The sequence below is a fragment of the Pseudoalteromonas sp. S1650 genome (assembly GCF_005887195.1).
Classification (GTDB): Bacteria; Pseudomonadota; Gammaproteobacteria; order Enterobacterales; family Alteromonadaceae; genus Pseudoalteromonas; species Pseudoalteromonas simplex.
This window is the reverse complement of the sequence record NZ_PNDF01000230.1, coordinates 1-225: the sequence shown is the minus strand read 5'-3', so window position 1 is coordinate 225 and position 225 is coordinate 1. Positions and strand designations below refer to the sequence as shown.

Sequence of the window (225 nt, the reverse complement as noted above, 5' to 3'; positions counted from 1 at the left end):
GCGCATGCTGGTTTGCCATGTAAATGATGGCACGGGCCGTTTAACGCGCAGGTGTTTTAACTGTAGCGCGGGTCAAAAACATGCCTTAAGTGCCGTTACAATCCTTCGTTGCTTTGGTGCGATCCGCCGTGGCCGAGTTGGGTTTGAAATGACACAACCGGAATACAGCTTATCGGATACCCTTTCTGAGCAACAAACGAACACCACGCTTCCGCCGGGTTATCC

Annotated in this window: 1 protein-coding gene; it reads left to right on the top strand. The window is 52.0% G+C overall.

Annotated elements, in window-relative coordinates:
* The coding region (locus CWB80_RS22250) for an OB-fold nucleic acid binding domain-containing protein (RefSeq protein ID WP_171041582.1) at positions 1-225 on the top strand (225 nt) is incomplete at both ends.